Here is a 14,340-nt window from a genome sequence, read left to right as displayed (position 1 = left end):
CCCTCCCTCAGGTGTCGGTCCGATAACGGACACGACAGCCTTCTTATACACCCTTGACACCCCTATAGGTCTAGGCCAAGCTCCCGAGTACTGGTCTAAACCATTAAAGACCAGTACCCAGCCCCAAAGGCAGTACTAGCTCCTAGTGGCATGTCTTCGCGGTGGATGGGGGGTTGCAGCATCCCTGAGGAGGATGGCGTGAAGCGCAAGCTCATCGCGGCGATCGGCGTCGCGGGCATGATGGTCAGCATTGCGGCGTGTGGCGGCAGCAAGGCGGCCGAGCCCAAGTCGCTGACCGTGTGGCTCACGGTCGATGCGCAGAAGAACTGGCCCGACCTGGTCAAGGCAGCCGACGATGCCATCGTCGCGAAGCACCCCGGCCTGAAGATCAATCACGAGTACTACGGCTGGCCGGACAAGAACACCAAGCTCGACGCGGTCCTCGCCACGGACAAGGCTCCCGATGTGGTCGAGATGGGCAACACGGAGATGTTGCCGTACACCCTCAAGGGTGCCTTCGCCCCGGTCGACGCGTCGAAGTTCGACAACTCCGACCAGTGGCTCGACGGCCTGAAGGCCTCGGTCACCTACGACGGCAAGGTCTACGGTGTGCCGTACTACGCCGGTGGCCGGGTGGCGACATGGCGCAAGGACATAGCGGCCAAGGACGGCATCAAGGCGACGCCCAAGACCTACACCGAGCTCACCTCCGACCTGGACAAGATCCAGAAGAAGGAGGGCAACAAGTTCAGCGCCTGGTACCAGCCCTCCCGCGACTGGTACGCGGCGATGTCCTTCGTCTACGACGCCGGCGGCTCCATCGCCAAGGAGGACGGCGGTCAGTTCAAGGCGAACCTCTCCTCCGCTGAGTCCATCAAGGGCCTCAACGAGTACAAGCACGTGCTCGACGCCTACATGCACGGGGACAAGACCAAGGACGAGTCCGACCGTCCGATCGTCTACGGCCAGGGCAAGTCCGCCCTCATCTTCGGCGCCGGCTGGGAGGGCGGCACCGCGGCCCTCCCGGAGAACGACAAGGTCGGCAAGCTCGCCGACAAGCTCGAGACCTTCGTGATGCCCGGTCCCTCCGGCAGCGCCATGCCGGTGTTCCTCGGCGGTTCGGACCTGGCCATCCCGGTCAAGTCCAAGGCGCAGGGAGTGGCCGCCGAGTGGATCAACGCGTTCACCGGTGAGAAGGGTCAGCAGGGCCTGATCGCCAAGCAGAACCTGCCCAACAACAAGAAGGACCTCGCTCCCCTGAAGGCCGACGCGAAGACGACGGTCGCGGCCACCGCGGCCGAGAAGAGCTGGTTCGTCCCGATGGCCCCGGGCTGGGGCGCGGTGGAGAAGGCTCAGGTCCTGCAGACGATGCTGCAGTCCATCGGTACCGGCAAGGCGTCGGTCGAGGCTGCCGCGAAGACCGCGGACACCGCGATCGACAAGGTCATCAACACCAAGTGACCTGACGGGGCAGGGTCCTTCCGCTCCCAGGAGCGCAAGGACCCTGCCCGGCCCGTACCGAGAGAGGGACCGTTGAGGAGCACCTGATGAGTGCCGCAGAGACAACTACCGCAGAGCTGCCCTCGAAGCGGCGCTCACCGTCGCCGGCCACCGGGGCCGGCAGTCCCCAGAAACCGATCAGACCCCGGCGCAACGGCGGCGCCGCGGTGCCCTGGGCCCTGCTCGCTCCCTGCCTGCTCGTCCTCGCCCTGGTCCTCGGCTATCCGCTCTACCGGCTCGTCACTCTCTCGTTCCAGAAGTTCGGACAGCCGCAGCTGTGGGGGTTCAAGCCGGCGGAATGGGTAGGTCTCGACAACTTCCGCACGATCCTGAGTGACGGCGAGTTCTGGCGGGTCGTCCTGCGCACCGTGCTCTTCGCGGGTGCGGCGGTCGTGCTGACCATGGTGCTCGGCATGCTGATAGCGCTGCTCCTCCAGCAGGTCTCCGGCTGGGTCAAGACGCTCATCAATATCGCGCTCGTCGCGAGCTGGGGCATGCCCATCATCGTCGCCGTCACCATCTTCAAGTGGATGTTCGACTCCGACTACGGAGTCTTCAACTGGCTGCTCAGCCGGATCCCCGGGGTCGACATGATCGGCCACAACTGGTTCGCGAGCGGGCCCCAAGGACTCACCGTGATCATGCTCCTGGTGGTCTGGGGAGCCGTACCCTTCGTCGTCATCACACTCGGCGCCGGCCTCACCCAGGTACCCAAGGAGCTCGAGGAGGCCGCCCGCCTGGACGGCGCGAGTGGCTGGGGTGTCTTCCGCCATGTCACCGTGCCGATCCTCAAGCCGATCATCGTGATGCTCACGACCCTCTCGGTGATCTGGGACATGGGCGTGTTCCCGCAGGTCTTCGTGATGCGAAACGGCCACCCCGAGGCCGAGTTCCAACTGCTCACGACGTACTCGTACGACAAGGCCTTCGTGGTCAACGACTACTCCGGCGGCTCGGCCATCGCCTTCGTCACCGTGCTTCTGCTGCTCGGCGTGGTCGCTGTCTACATGCGTCAGATGCTCAAGATCGGAGAGGTGGAGTGACCACGACCGCAGCGGCTCCCGCCGCCACCCGCCCCCGCCGCAAGAAGCCGAAGCTGGGCTGGAACATCCTCGGCCTGCTCGTCTTCGTCACCATCGGCTTCCCCGTCTACTGGATGCTGAACACGGCATTCAAGCCGGCCAAGGACGCGATCGACCCGAACCCGCACTTCTTCCCCAGCGTGTTCACGCTGGACAACTTCCACCGGGCGCTCAAGGTCGCGGACTTCTGGGGCCCGATCGGGCGCAGCGCGATCGTCTCCCTCTCCGTGGTCGCCATCGGACTCGTCGTCGGCCTGCTGGCTGCGCTGGCGATCTCCCGGTTCGCCTTCCGGGGTCGCAAGATCGTGATCGTCGGCATCCTGGCGGTCCAGATGGTCCCGCTGGTCGCCATGATCATCCCGGTCTTCCTGCTGCTGAACGACCTCGGTCAGTACGACCAGCTCACCGGCTTGATCATCACCTACCTGACCTTCATCCTGCCCTTCACGGTATGGACGCTGCGCGGTTTCATCGTCAATATCCCGAAGGAGCTGGAGGAAGCGGCCATGGTCGACGGCTGCAGCCGCACCGGGGCCTTCATCCGGGTGGTCTTCCCGCTGCTCGCCCCCGGCATGGTCGCCACCTCCGTCTACGGATTCATCCAGGCGTGGAACGAGTATCTCTACGCTCTCATGCTGATGAGCCAGCAAAAGCAGACCGCTACCGTCTGGTTGAGCAATTTCACCACCCAGCACGGCACCGAGTACGCACCGATGATGGCCGGCTCCACGATGATGGCCGTCCCTGTCGTGCTTCTTTTCCTCCTTGTCCAGCGCAAGATGGCCGCAGGTCTGACGGCCGGCGCAGTGAAGGGATAACGCCGCCCCATGACCACCATCACCACCGGCACGGACACGCTCACCCGCGACGCACTCGCCGTGCTCCAGCCCGGATTCGCCGGTACCACCGCCCCCGACTGGCTGCTGCGCCGGATCGGGGAAGGACTGGCCTCCGTGGGCCTGTTCGGCCGCAACGTCGCCTCGCCCGGCCAGGTCGCCGCGCTCACCGCCCGGCTGCGGGCGGAGCGGGACGACCTGCTGGTCGCCATCGACGAGGAGAGCGGCGATGTGACCCGGCTCGAAGTGCGGACCGGCTCGTCCTTCCCCGGCAACCTCGCCCTCGGCGCGGTCGACGACACCGAGCTGACCAGGGACGTCGCCCGCGAACTGGGCCGCCGGCTCGCCGAGTGCGGGGTCAACCTCAACTGGGCGCCGTCCGCCGACGTCAACTCGAACCCGGACAACCCGGTCATCGGGGTGCGCTCCTTCGGCGCCGATACCGCGCTGGTCGCCCGGCACACCGCCGCGTACATCGAGGGCCTGCAGGCCGCCGGTGTGGCCGCCTGTACCAAGCACTTCCCGGGCCACGGCGACACCGCCGTCGACTCGCACCACGCACTGCCGCGTATCGACGCGGATCTGGCGACCCTGCACGCCCGCGAGCTGGTGCCGTTCAGAGCGGCCGTCGCGGCCGGTTCCAAGGCGGTCATGAGTGCGCATATCCTGCTCCCGGCACTCGACCGGGAGCGTCCCGCGACGCTCAGCCCGCAGATCATCACCGGCCTGCTCCGGCAGGAACTGGGGTACCAGGGGCTGATCGTCACCGACGGTATCGAGATGCGGGCCATCGCATCGACGTACGGCATCGAGCGGGGCAGCGTGCTCGCCGTCGCGGCCGGCGCCGACGCGATCTGTGTCGGCGGCGGGCTGTCCGACGAGGACACCGTGCTGCGGCTGCGCGACGCGCTGGTCGCGGCCGTACGGGCCGGCGAACTGCCGGAGGAACGGCTGGCGGACGCCGCCGCGCGCGTGCGAGCGCTCGCGGAATGGACCCGCCGGGCCAGGGGGGCTGCGGAGCCGGGCGCGGCGTCTCAGGAGGGGACCGCGCCCGGCACCGACATCGGACTCACCGCGGCCCGCCGGGCTCTGAAGATCACCGCAGGCGCCCGGCTGCCGCAGACCACGGCTCCGTATGTCGCCGCCTTCACCCCCGTCACCAACATCGCCGTCGGTCACGAGACCCCCTGGGGCATCGCCGTCGAGCTGACCGCGTTGCTGCCCGGGACCGAGACCGGTACCTACGACGCCGGTTCGTCGGTGGACGAGGTGCTGCGCGCAGCGGCCGCGCGCCGGATCGTCGCGGTCGTCCGCGACGTCCACCGCCACCCGTGGATGGCAGCCGCCCTCGACGGTCTGCTGGCGGCCCGCCCGGACACCGTGGTCGTGGAGATGGGCGTCCCGCGGGCGGCGCCCCGGGGCTCCCTGCACATCGCCACGCACGGCGCCGCGCGGGTCTGTGGCCGCGCGGCGGCAGAGGTCATCGCCGGAGCCGCTCCGGCGTAACGGCGCGCCCCGTACGCCGAAGGGCCGAGTCACCGAAAGGGTGACCCGGCCCTTCTCGCAGGAACGGAGGCCTACAGCCCCTGCCACTCCGGCTTCGCCGCGAAGGTCGCCCGGAAGTAGTCCGTCAGCTTCAGCTTCGCCGCGGCCGCCTCGTCGACGACCACCGTCGCGTGCGGATGCAGTTGCAGTGCCGAGGCCGGCACCAGCGCGGACACCGGCCCTTCGACGGTCTGCGCGACGGCCTCGGCCTTGCCCTCGCCGGTGGCCAGCAGCACCACGTGACGCGCCTCCAGGATCGTCCCGATGCCCTGGGTGATGACATGGTGCGGGACCTGGTCGATGTCACCGTCGAAGAAGCGGGCGTTGTCGATCCGGGTCTGCTCGGTCAGGGTCTTGATCCGGGTGCGGGAGGCGAGCGAGGAGCACGGCTCGTTGAAGCCGATGTGCCCGTCGGTGCCGATGCCGAGCAGCTGCAGATCGACACCGCCGGCCTCGGCGAGCGCCCTGTCGTAGGCCACGCAGGCCGCCGGAATGTCGTCGGCCGACCCGTTCGGGCCCATGAAGGACGCCTGGTCGAGCCCCAGCGGCTCGACGACCTCGCGCAGCACCACCGAGCGGTACGACTCGGGGTGCCCGGCGGGCAGCCCCACGTACTCGTCGAGCTGGCAGATGCGGGCCCGTCCGGCGTCGACCGCCCCGGCGCCGACCTTGGCGGTCAGGGCCTGGTAGACGGGAAGCGGGGTCGATCCGGTGGCGACACCGAGCAGCGCGTCGGGCTTGCGGCGCAGGAGAGCCGCCATGGCCTCCGCGATGACCTCGCCGCCTGCCTGGGCGTCCGGGACGATGACAACTTCCACGCTGGGCCTGCCGATCTGAAGAGTGCAAACGGGTGGTATAGACCAATCTAGCAGAGCGTCACCCTTCGGCCGGAGGTTCCCCGCTCTTTCATGTTCGGCCGGCGGCGTGCGAAACGCATACCCGGGCCGGGGCCGCCGAGGTGTCCCGCGGATCGGGCGATTCGGGCCGGAAACGACTGAGGCCGCGGCGCCAGAGCGGACAGGACCCTCGGCCTGTCCGGCCGGCACCGCAGCCCTCAGCTGCATCGACCGTCGGGTGTGCGGTTCCCGGCGGTCGCGGGGAGGCGGGGCGCAGTCAGGGCAGATCGCGCCGCGTGCCTCGTCTCCGCTCTCCTGTGCGGGGAGAGCGCACGGACATTGTGGACTAGACCATTAGCCGCTGTCCATGCGTACGGCAGGAAGAATCCGCCGGGTACGCTCGCTGCTGTGCCCTCCATGAACGATCTCGTACGCCAGCACACCGCTCTGAGCGACACCGACCTCGAGTGGCTGCACCTGCTGGTCTCGGAGTGGCAGCTGCTCTCCGACCTGTCCTTCGCCGACCTGGTGCTGTGGGTACCCACCCGGGACGGCACCCGCTATGTCTCGGTGGCGCAGATGCGGCCGAACACCGGCCCCACCTCCTATCAGGACGACATGGTCGGCCACCTCGTTCCGCGCGGGCGTCGCCCACTGCTGGACGCCGCGCTCGACGAGGGCCGGATCGTGCGGGAGGGGGACCCCGAGTGGCGCGAGGAGGTGCCGGTGCGCGTCGAGTCCATCCCGGTCCGCCGGGAGGGGCGGGTGCTCGGGGTGATCGCCCGCAACACCAACCTGCTCACGGTGCGTACCCCTTCGCGCCTCGAGCTCACCTATCTCCAGTCGGCGTCCGACCTGGCCCAGATGATCGCCGCCGGGTCCTTCCCGTTCCCCGGCCAGCAGGTCGACATGGACGCGTCGCCCCGGGTCGGCGACGGCATGATCCGGCTCGATGCGGACGGGGTGGTGCAGTACGCCAGCCCCAACGGGCTCTCCGCGTACCACCGGCTGGGTCTCGCGTCCGACCTCGTCGGCCAGCATCTCGGCCAGATCACCACCGACCTGGCACCGTCCAAGGGCCCGGTCGACGAGGCGATGGTCAAGCTGGCCAGTGGTTATGCGCCGCGGGAGACGGAAGTCGAGGGCAACGACGGGGTGATCCAGCTGCGGGCGATCCCGCTGTCGCCCAAGGGCACCCGGATCGGTTCACTGGTCCTGCTCCGGGACGTCACCGAACTGCGGCGTCGTGAGCGCGAGTTGATCACCAAGGACGCCACCATCCGGGAGATCCACCACCGGGTGAAGAACAACCTCCAGACGGTGGCCGCGCTGTTGCGACTGCAGGCCCGCCGGATGGATTCGAATCGCGGCAAGGACGCGCTCAACGAGGCGGTGCGGAGGGTCGGTTCGATCGCCATCGTGCACGAGACGCTGTCGCAGAACCTCGACGAGCGCGTCGAGTTCGACGAGATCGCCGACCGGGTCATCGCGATGGTCTCCGAGATCTCGCCCGGGAAGGTCGACTGCCGCCGTACCGGCCGGTTCGGCATTCTCGACGCCGAGGTGGCGACGCCGCTCTCGATGGTGCTGACCGAAGTGCTGCAGAACGCCCTGGAACATGCCTTCGCCCCGGGCGATCTGGGCACCGTCGAGGTCTCCGCGGTCCGCGGCGGACGGGGTGCTGACAGCCGCCTGCTGATCACGGTGCGCGACGACGGCCGCGGACTTCCCCCCGGCTTCGACGCGCAGACGGCTGGGAACCTCGGGCTGCAGATCGTACGAACCCTGGTCGAGGGGGAGTTGGGTGGCTCCTTCGACATGGTGCCGGCTCCGGACCGCGGTACCCAGGTGGTCCTGGACATACCGGTGCCGGCCGACAAGTAGCAGGACCGGCCCGACGCCTCGGGCTGTCCGGGGCCGCCCAGCAGTGAGCCCCGGACCGAAGGTGATTCGGTCCGGGGCTCACCGGCACTGTCCTACGTTTGCGCATCGGGGGTACTGCGCGCTGCGTTTCGGGGGCGACGGTGGGTGCGTACTCGCTGTACGCGCGCCGCCGGGCTGGGGCTCGTAACAGGGTGGGTCAGGCGGTCGCGTTGCGCGCCCGGTTGCGAGCGGCGCGGCGCTTCATCGCGCGGCGCTCGTCCTCGCTGAGGCCACCCCAGACGCCGGAGTCCTGGCCGGACTCGAGCGCCCACTGCAGGCACTGCTCCATGACGGGGCAGCGGCGGCAGACGGCCTTGGCTTCCTCGATCTGCAGCAGCGCGGGACCGGTGTTGCCGATGGGGAAGAACAGCTCCGGGTCTTCCTCACGACAAACGGCGTTGTGACGCCAGTCCATGGCTGCTACCTCTCTTAGGGTGTTACCTGCTTGTGAATGTGAACGCTTTCACGAATCCCCCCGCAACTGAAGGGCCGACTTCCAGAAGGGCTGGTTGTGGTCCTGTGATGTGAGGAGGGGTTCTGGCTTTCAGGGAGGCCGGTCTTGCGGGCCGTCCCGATCGCCATGTAGAGATTCGCAAACCTCGGCGGCGGATACAACCCCTTCCGGCAAGTTTTTTTTGATTCCTCGGTGTCGGCTAGGTCACAGCCGTACTTCTATGGGGTGGATCCGCGCCCAAACGTTCGAGTTAAAGGACTTTCGGGTGTTCCACTCACACAATCACACGCAGTGCACGACGTACGCCTGTGAACGTCACGCTCGTACGCAGTCCCAGGTGGTCGCCGTCCATCTGGAAGGGCAGCGGGGCCTTGGAATGCAAGGAGAAGTCCGTCAGGTCGTGCAGCGAAACTGCGTGCTTTCCGTGTGGCCCTTTTTCGGGCGTTGATGTCAGCAACTGGGTAGTGAAACGCGTCACAGCGGGAGTCGAGAGCCGATTCAGCCCGAGCACGTCGAGAGCGGTGTCGAAGGAGGCTTCGGGGGAGGCGTAGATCGGGCGATTGCCCAGGTAGGTATAGGGGGAGGTGTTGCAGACGATGGTCGCCACCAGGTCGCCGACCGGGTCCTCGCCGGGCTGTTCCAGGGTGATCACGCCGTGCCGGCGGTTGGGCTCGTCGAGGAACTGACGTACCACCTGGCGCACGTACAGCGCGTGTGTCGACTTCCGCCCGCGCTCCCGCTGCTGTTCGACCCGGCCGACCACGCCGGCGTCGAAGCCGAGTCCCGCGCAGAAGGTGAACCAGCGGGCGGGCACGCTCTCGTCCTCGGTACCGGGCGTGCCTGCCGCGTGCCCGAGGCCCACGGTGCGTACCCGGCGCTCACTCAGCGCGTCCAGAATCGCGCCGGTCGCCTCCACCGCGTCGTTCGGCAGGCCCAGCGCGCGGGCGAAGACATTGGTGGAGCCGCCGGGGACCACCGCGAGTCCGGGCAGGCCGTCGGGATCGGGGCCGTGCTGCAGCAGACCGTTGACGACCTCGTTGACGGTGCCGTCACCGCCGAGCGCGACGACCAGGTCGGTGTCACTGCTCTCCGCGGCCCGTCTGCCGAGGTCCTGGGCGTGACCCCGGTACTCGGTCGTCACCACCTCCAGCTTCATCTCGCTGGCGAGGGCGTGGATGAGGACGTCGCGAACGCGGGCACTGGTGGTGGTTGCTGCCGGATTGACCACGAGGAGTGCGCGCATGGGCAAAGGTTACCCAGTGCAGCGAGACCGACCCAGCCCGGCCTCGATCCTGATACGGCGCTCCCCGCTACCCTGCAGGGGTGAGTACCGAGCAGAGCGCCGAGTCCGCCGAACCCCGTCCCGCCCGCCTGACCGCCGCCGCGTCGCTGGCCGCGCTGGAGGGCGGCGCGCTGGCCGCCGGAGGTCTGTACGCGATCGGTACCGGACTCTTCGGTGACGGCAGCCGGGGCCAGGCCGCCATCACCGGCGTGACCCTCATCGTGCTCGCCCTCATCCCGCTCGTCGCCGCCCGCGGCCTGCTGGGGCGGCGGAGCTGGAGCCGGGGCCCGGCGATCATCACCCAGATCATCGCCCTGCCGGTGGCCTGGACGCTGCTGTCGGCGGCCGGCCTGCTGATCCCCGCCGGCGCGGTGCTGGCGGTGGTCGCGGTGACCGCGCTGGTACTCCTGGTCAACCCGACGACGGCGGAGGCGCTGGGCATCCGGGGGCCCCGGGGGGCGTAGCACGGCTTCCCCCGAGGCCTGATCCCGGAGCTTTCTTACTCCTCCACCAGCAGCCGCTCCCGCAGCTGTGCCAGGGTCCTGGCCAGCAGGCGCGAGACGTGCATCTGTGAGATGCCGACCTCCTGGGCGATCTGCGACTGGGTCATGTTCCCGAAGAAGCGCAACAGCAGAATCCGCTTCTCCCGCGGGGGCAGGTCCTCCAGCAGCGGTTTCAGCGACTCCCGGTACTCGACCCCTTCCAGGGCCTCGTCCTCCGAGCCCAGCGTGTCCGCGACCGCGGGGGACTCGTCGTCGGTGTCCGGGACGTCCAGGGAGAGCGTGGAGTACGCGTTCGCGGACTCCAGCCCCTCCAGTACCTCTTCCTCCGAGATGCCCAGCCGCTCCGCCAGCTCGTGCACCGTCGGCGCCCGTCCGTGCTGCTGGGAGAGCTCCGCGGTGGCCGTGGTCAGCGACAGGCGCAGTTCCTGGAGGCGTCGCGGCACTCGGACCGCCCAGCCCTTGTCACGGAAGTGGCGCTTGATCTCACCGACCACCGTGGGCGTCGCGTAGGTGGAGAACTCCACCCCCCGCTCGGGGTCGAACCGGTCGACCGACTTGATCAGGCCGATGGTGGCGACCTGGGTCAGATCGTCCAGCGGCTCACCGCGGTTGCGGAACCGCCGGGCCAGATGCTCGACCAGCGGAAGATGCATACGCACCAGGCTGTTGCGCAGTTCGGCTTTCTCCGGCGAACCGTCCGGGAGGGCGTGCAGCTCGATGAAGAGCGCCCGCGCCCCGTTTCGGTCCCGGGGGCTGTGGTGCTCGTGGTTCTCGTGTTGCTCGCTCATGAGGGCCGCCTGATCCGCCGACTCCAAAAGACCATCCACCGGGTGCGGCCGGGCCTGCTGTTCCGGGATGTCTCCCGTGCTCAGCGCCCGCGCGTCACGCTCGTCGTCCCGCACCGGTCCGTCCCCGCTCACGCCGGCCCAGGTCCCGCGCCGCGCTGTTTGTACAGGCTGATGCTGACCGTACGGTCGTCGGCGACCGTCGATTCGACCTTGCCGGCGAGTGCGGAGAGCACGGTCCAGGCGAAGGTGTCGCGCTCAGGCGCGCGGCCGTCGGTCGTGGGGGCGGACACCGTGACTTCGAGTGAATCCTCCACCAGCCGGAACACGCAGCTCAGTACGGAGCCGGGCACGGCCTGCTGGAGCAGGATCGCGCAGGCCTCGTCGACCGCGATGCGCAGGTCCTCGATCTCGTCGAGAGTGAAGTCCAAGCGTGCCGCGAGACCGGCCGTGGCCGTACGCAGCACAGACAGGTAGGCACCCGCAGCGGGCAGCCGGACTTCCACGAAGTCCTGGTTCCCGGGCTCGCCTGCGATCTGGGACACCCTCACCTCCAAGGTGGCACAAGCATTTGCATGGTCGGGAAGATCTTCTCCCGCAACCGTGCGTGACATGGTCGCTTCCTGACGTCGTGACGCTATCGCGATCCATGGTTCCCTGTCGCCAGGCCCCCCATCGATGGTGTCACTCATCGTAAGACCACATGTACGAACAGTCGCTAGGGGTGTGCACGTGCTATTGCGAAGACGAAGCCTGCCGGGAATGCCGCGCGCTTGCGGCCGGTTGCGGTCTTCCTGAGCGGAGCGGTTCAGACGATCAAGCTGTCGACAAAGCACCAACGCCAGTTCTCTCCCGGCTCGAAGCTTCGCATCACCGCGTGCCCGGTCTCCTTGAAATGCCCGGTCGCGTGCTGATGGGGTGAGGAGTCGCAGCAGCCGACGTGCCCGCACACCAGGCACAGCCGCAGCTGCACGGGGTGACTGCCGATCGCGAGGCACTCGCGGCAGGTGTCGCTCAACGGTGCAGGCTCGGGAAGCGGCAGTTCTCCAACATGCTGGCACTCACTCATGATTGCCAGGTTACGACGGACCAGGGACAAGGGCGGGCCGGTTGATGGATGCGTTGCCGCTGGTGGCACTGGTGGCCGGAAGCGCGGCGGTGGCGGGGGCGGCGCGCCGGACACCGGTGCCAGCACCCCTGCTGCTGGTGGCGGCCGGCCTCGCCGCCGCCTATCTGCCGGGGGTGCCGGAGTACACGCTGGACCCGGACGTCGTGCTGCCGCTGGTGCTTCCGCCCCTGCTCTACACGGCCGCGGTGGACTCCTCGTATCTCGATCTGCGGGCCAATCTGCGGCCGGTCGCCCTGCTGTCGGTCGGGTATGTGCTGTTCGCGACGCTGGCCGTGGGCTGGCTCGCGTACCTGGTGGTGCCGGACCTTCCGCTGACCGCGGCGCTTGTGCTGGGTGCGGTGGTCGCGCCGCCCGATGCGGTGGCGGCCACCGCGATCGCCCGGCGGCTCGGGCTGCCCGGCCGGATCACGACGGTCCTGCAGGGGGAGTCGCTGGTCAACGACGCCACCGCGATCACCGCGTACAAGGTGGCGCTGGCCGCCGCGGTCGGCGAGGGCGTGTCCTGGGCGGGCGGTGTCGCGGAATTCGCCCTGGCGTCGGTCGGCGGGATCGTGGTCGGACTGGTCCTGATGGTGCCCCTGCACTGGCTGCGCACCCATCTGCGGGAGGCCCTCCTGCAGAACACGCTCTCCTTGCTGATCCCCTTCATCGCCTACGCGGCGGCGGAACGCGTGCATGCCTCCGGGGTGCTCGCCGTGGTGGTCGTCGCGCTCTACCTCGGGCACCGCAACTGGCAGGTGGACTTCGCGACCCGGCTCCAGGAGGAGGCGGTCCGCAAGATGGTCTCGTTCATCCTGGAGTCGGCGGTCTTCGCCCTGATCGGACTGCAACTGCCCGTCGTGCTCCGGGGACTCGGCGCGTACGGCGGCTGGGAGGCCGCCTGGTATGCGCTGGCCGTCTTCGCGGCGGTGGTGGCGATGCGCTTCGTCTGGGTGTTCCCCGCGACGTTCCTGCCCCGGGTGCTGTCGAGCCGGATCCGCGCCCGGGAGTCCGACACGAACTGGACGGCGCCGGTCGTCGTCGGCTGGGCGGGGATGCGCGGCGTGGTCTCGCTGGCGATCGCCTTCTCCATCCCGCTGACCTCGCACGGCAGGGACTTTCCGGCCCGGAACCTGGTGCTCTTCCTGACCTTTACGACGGTGATCGCGACCCTCGTCGTCCAGGGGCTGTCGCTGCCGCCGCTCATCCGGCTGCTCAGGATCCCCGGGCGCGACACGCACGCCGAGACCCTGGCCGAGGCCCAGGCGCAGAACGAGGCGTCGCAGGCGTCCGAGGAACTGCTCGACAGGCTGCTCACCGATGAGTCCAACGCGCTGCCGCAGCCGCTGGCCGACCGGCTGCGCGCGGTGCTCGAACGGCGCCGCAACGCCGTCTGGGAGCGGCTCGGCACCGTCAACGAGGTGACCGGGGAGACGGCTGACGACACCTACCGGCGTCTCGCCCGGAACGTGATCGAGGCCGAGCGGACGGTTTTCGTGGAGCTGCGTGACCGGCGCCGGATCGACGACGAACTGCTGCGGACGCTGCTGCGCAGGCTGGATCTGGAGGAGGCGGCGGCCTACCGGGAGGAGACCGGCTGACCGGTGACCACTGCGGCGACCCGGGTGCCGGCCGGGAAACGGCCTTCGGTGGCCAGCGCGGTCAGCCCGTACAGCATCTTGGCCACGTACAACCGTTCCACCGGCAGTCCGTGCCGGTCCTCGAAGCCCGCGGCGAAGGATTCCAGCGCGGGGTTCACCCGGGCGTAGCCGCCGCAGTGGAAGCGGTCGTCGAGGTGCCAGTCGCCGGCCCTGCTGCCGAAGGCGGCCCGCTGGAGGGCCAGCACGTCATCGCCCAGGAAGCCGCCCCGGAGCACCGGGAAGCCGATGGCCCGCTGCCCCGGCGCCAGGCCGGCCGCCAGGCCCGCGAGGGTGCCTCCGGTGCCGACGGCCACGCCGACCGTGTCGGCGAGCCCGTGCAACTCCGTGCCGAGCGCCGCGCAGCCGTGCACGGCAGCCGTGTTGCTGCCGCCCTCGGGTAGCACGTACGTCTCTTCGCCGACCAGGCCGTCGTCGGTCAGCGCGGCAGGGAGCGTCTTGGCGCGGTACGCCCGCCGGTCCACGAAGTGCAGCCGCATTCCGTCCGCCGCGCATCTCGCGAGCGACGGATTGAGCGGCCGGCCGGCCAGTTCGTCGCCGCGGACCACTCCGATGGTGGGGAAACCGAGCAGCCGGCCCGCGGCCGCGGTGGCCCGCAGGTGGTTGGAGTAGGCGCCGCCGAAGGTGAGCACGGTGCGGCCGGCCGCCGCCGCCAGATTCGGGGCGAGTTTCCGCCACTTGTTGCCCGGCAGGTCCGGGTGGATCAGATCGTCGCGCTTGAGCAGCAGCTGTACGCCGTGGCGGGTGAAGCGCTCGTCGTCGACCGGCTGCAGCGGGGACGGCAGAGCCGGCTGCAGCCGGCCGGGGCCGGGAGCTCCAGGGGTCATG

At 69.1% G+C, this 14,340-nt stretch carries 14 protein-coding genes; 7 read left to right on the top strand and 7 right to left on the bottom strand.

Going from position 1 to position 14,340, the window contains the following annotated elements:
- The first annotated feature begins 198 nt into the window (after positions 1–198).
- The 4 genes from AB0M87_RS02885 (at position 199) to AB0M87_RS02870 (ending at position 4,924) form a co-directional block, all read left to right on the top strand.
- Positions 199–1,461, top strand: coding sequence for an extracellular solute-binding protein (locus tag AB0M87_RS02885; RefSeq protein ID WP_365849547.1), 1,263 nt, complete (start codon positions 199–201; stop codon positions 1,459–1,461).
- Between the two features lie 86 nt (positions 1,462–1,547).
- A complete protein-coding gene (locus tag AB0M87_RS02880) occupies positions 1,548–2,543 on the top strand; it encodes a sugar ABC transporter permease (RefSeq protein WP_365849546.1) in 996 nt (331 codons plus the stop codon).
- Positions 2,540–3,400: a carbohydrate ABC transporter permease gene (locus tag AB0M87_RS02875; protein ID WP_365849544.1), complete on the top strand. Its 861-nt coding sequence runs from the start codon at positions 2,540–2,542 to the stop codon at positions 3,398–3,400. The genes AB0M87_RS02880 and AB0M87_RS02875 overlap by 4 nt, the downstream gene beginning before the upstream one ends.
- Before the next feature lie 9 nt (positions 3,401–3,409).
- Positions 3,410–4,924, top strand: a complete 1,515-nt coding sequence (locus AB0M87_RS02870; protein WP_365849542.1) for a glycoside hydrolase family 3 protein — start codon at positions 3,410–3,412, stop codon at positions 4,922–4,924.
- A gap of 71 nt (positions 4,925–4,995) precedes the next feature.
- Here AB0M87_RS02870 and nagB read toward each other — a convergent pair whose 3' ends face one another.
- Positions 4,996–5,781 carry a glucosamine-6-phosphate deaminase gene (gene nagB / locus AB0M87_RS02865; protein ID WP_365849541.1) on the bottom strand — a complete coding sequence of 262 codons (786 nt, stop codon included), beginning with the start codon at positions 5,779–5,781 and terminating at the stop codon, positions 4,996–4,998.
- Positions 5,782–6,216: 435 nt separating this feature from the next.
- Between nagB and AB0M87_RS02860 the strand changes: the two genes are divergently transcribed.
- Positions 6,217–7,683: a histidine kinase N-terminal domain-containing protein gene (locus AB0M87_RS02860; RefSeq protein ID WP_365849883.1), complete on the top strand. Its 1,467-nt coding sequence runs from the start codon at positions 6,217–6,219 to the stop codon at positions 7,681–7,683.
- A 196-nt stretch (positions 7,684–7,879) separates the two neighbouring features.
- Here AB0M87_RS02860 and AB0M87_RS02855 read toward each other — a convergent pair whose 3' ends face one another.
- Entirely contained in the window at positions 7,880–8,137 is a 258-nt protein-coding gene (locus AB0M87_RS02855; protein WP_004937597.1) for a WhiB family transcriptional regulator, read from the bottom strand.
- Positions 8,138–8,450: 313 nt separating this feature from the next.
- Entirely contained in the window at positions 8,451–9,419 is a 969-nt protein-coding gene (locus AB0M87_RS02850) for a diacylglycerol kinase family protein (RefSeq protein WP_365849539.1), read from the bottom strand.
- 80 nt (positions 9,420–9,499) lie between these two features.
- Between AB0M87_RS02850 and AB0M87_RS02845 the strand changes: the two genes are divergently transcribed.
- Positions 9,500–9,922, top strand: a complete 423-nt coding sequence (locus AB0M87_RS02845) for a hypothetical protein (protein WP_365849537.1) — start codon at positions 9,500–9,502, stop codon at positions 9,920–9,922.
- Positions 9,923–9,957: 35 nt separating this feature from the next.
- Here the strand turns inward: AB0M87_RS02845 and AB0M87_RS02840 are convergent, their stop codons facing one another.
- The 3 genes from AB0M87_RS02840 to AB0M87_RS02830 form a co-directional block, all read right to left on the bottom strand.
- Positions 9,958–10,863, bottom strand: a complete 906-nt coding sequence (locus AB0M87_RS02840) for an RNA polymerase sigma factor SigF (RefSeq protein ID WP_365849882.1) — start codon at positions 10,861–10,863, stop codon at positions 9,958–9,960.
- A 14-nt stretch (positions 10,864–10,877) separates the two neighbouring features.
- Complete coding sequence (locus AB0M87_RS02835; protein ID WP_365849536.1) at positions 10,878–11,291, bottom strand: anti-sigma regulatory factor; 414 nt, start codon at positions 11,289–11,291, stop codon at positions 10,878–10,880.
- A 263-nt stretch (positions 11,292–11,554) separates the two neighbouring features.
- Complete coding sequence (locus tag AB0M87_RS02830; RefSeq protein WP_365849534.1) at positions 11,555–11,815, bottom strand: UBP-type zinc finger domain-containing protein; 261 nt, start codon at positions 11,813–11,815, stop codon at positions 11,555–11,557.
- Between the two features lie 44 nt (positions 11,816–11,859).
- Between AB0M87_RS02830 and AB0M87_RS02825 the strand changes: the two genes are divergently transcribed.
- Positions 11,860–13,455, top strand: a complete 1,596-nt coding sequence (locus tag AB0M87_RS02825) for a Na+/H+ antiporter (RefSeq protein ID WP_365849533.1) — start codon at positions 11,860–11,862, stop codon at positions 13,453–13,455.
- On the opposite strand, the gene AB0M87_RS02820 is transcribed toward AB0M87_RS02825, so the two are convergent.
- The gene (locus AB0M87_RS02820) at positions 13,434–14,339 is read right to left on the bottom strand and encodes a pyridoxal-phosphate dependent enzyme (RefSeq protein ID WP_365849531.1); all 906 of its coding nucleotides are present in this window, start codon (positions 14,337–14,339) and stop codon (positions 13,434–13,436) included. The genes AB0M87_RS02825 and AB0M87_RS02820 overlap by 22 nt on opposite strands.
- Position 14,340 lies beyond the last annotated feature (1 nt).

Source organism: Streptomyces sp. NPDC051320 (assembly GCF_040682175.1).
Taxonomy (GTDB): domain Bacteria; phylum Actinomycetota; class Actinomycetes; order Streptomycetales; family Streptomycetaceae; genus Streptomyces.
The sequence above is the reverse complement of the archived record's forward strand: the minus strand, read 5'-3'. Positions and strand labels throughout refer to the sequence as shown.

Bases quoted from the DNA above. Each gene is read 5' to 3' on its own strand.
- AB0M87_RS02880 (WP_365849546.1), top strand. From the start codon at position 1,548: ATGAGTGCCGCAGAGACAACTACCGCAGAGCTGCCCTCGAAGCGGCGC.
- AB0M87_RS02870 (WP_365849542.1), top strand. From the start codon at position 3,410: ATGACCACCATCACCACCGGCACGGACACGCTCACCCGCGACGCACTC.
- AB0M87_RS02860 (WP_365849883.1), top strand. From the start codon at position 6,217: ATGAACGATCTCGTACGCCAGCACACCGCTCTGAGCGACACCGACCTC.
- AB0M87_RS02855 (WP_004937597.1), bottom strand. From the start codon at position 8,137: ATGGACTGGCGTCACAACGCCGTTTGTCGTGAGGAAGACCCGGAGCTG.
- AB0M87_RS02850 (WP_365849539.1), bottom strand. From the start codon at position 9,419: ATGCGCGCACTCCTCGTGGTCAATCCGGCAGCAACCACCACCAGTGCC.
- AB0M87_RS02830 (WP_365849534.1), bottom strand. From the start codon at position 11,815: ATGAGTGAGTGCCAGCATGTTGGAGAACTGCCGCTTCCCGAGCCTGCA.
- AB0M87_RS02825 (WP_365849533.1), top strand. From the start codon at position 11,860: ATGGATGCGTTGCCGCTGGTGGCACTGGTGGCCGGAAGCGCGGCGGTG.
- AB0M87_RS02820 (WP_365849531.1), bottom strand. From the start codon at position 14,339: ATGACCCCTGGAGCTCCCGGCCCCGGCCGGCTGCAGCCGGCTCTGCCG.